This window comes from Flavobacterium sp. GNP010 (assembly GCF_056428945.1).
In genome coordinates this window covers 1-463 of record NZ_JBWJVK010000139.1, presented here as the reverse complement: position 1 = coordinate 463, position 463 = coordinate 1, and the positions used below count along the sequence as shown (strand labels likewise).

1 protein-coding gene is annotated in these 463 nt (G+C 47.1%); it reads left to right on the top strand.

Translation table 11 applies throughout. The features are described 5' to 3' along the window. Positions 1-463 (top strand): hypothetical protein (locus tag AC061C_RS15990; RefSeq protein ID WP_478291982.1); only part of this gene is annotated, 463 nt, incomplete at both ends.

The following is a 463-nucleotide window of genomic DNA, read 5'->3' as shown; positions in this document are numbered from 1 at the left end:
TAGCAGCAGGAAGCGTGATAGGAAACGACAGCTTAAACGGAGTTGCAGTAACGACGACAAACACAAATGTTACGCCAATCACTACGGGAGCAATTTTAGTAGATGCAGACGGAAACGTAACCATTGCGGCTAACACCCCAACGGGACCTTACACGGTTACCTATACCATCTGTGAGTCCGATACGACCACAGGAGTTAATGTAAGCCCATCGAATTGTGCTACAGCTACGCTAACAGTAAACGTAGTGGGTAAAATCATTGCAGGAAACGATACTTTAGGAACACCAGCAGCACCATTGGCTTCAGGCACTACACCAGTAGCAGCAGGAAGCGTGATAGGAAACGACAGCTTAAATGGAGTTGCAGTAACGACGACAAACACGAATGTTACGCCAATCACTACAGGACCAATTTTAGTAGATGCAGACGGGAATGTAACCATTGCAGCGAATACCCCAACGGG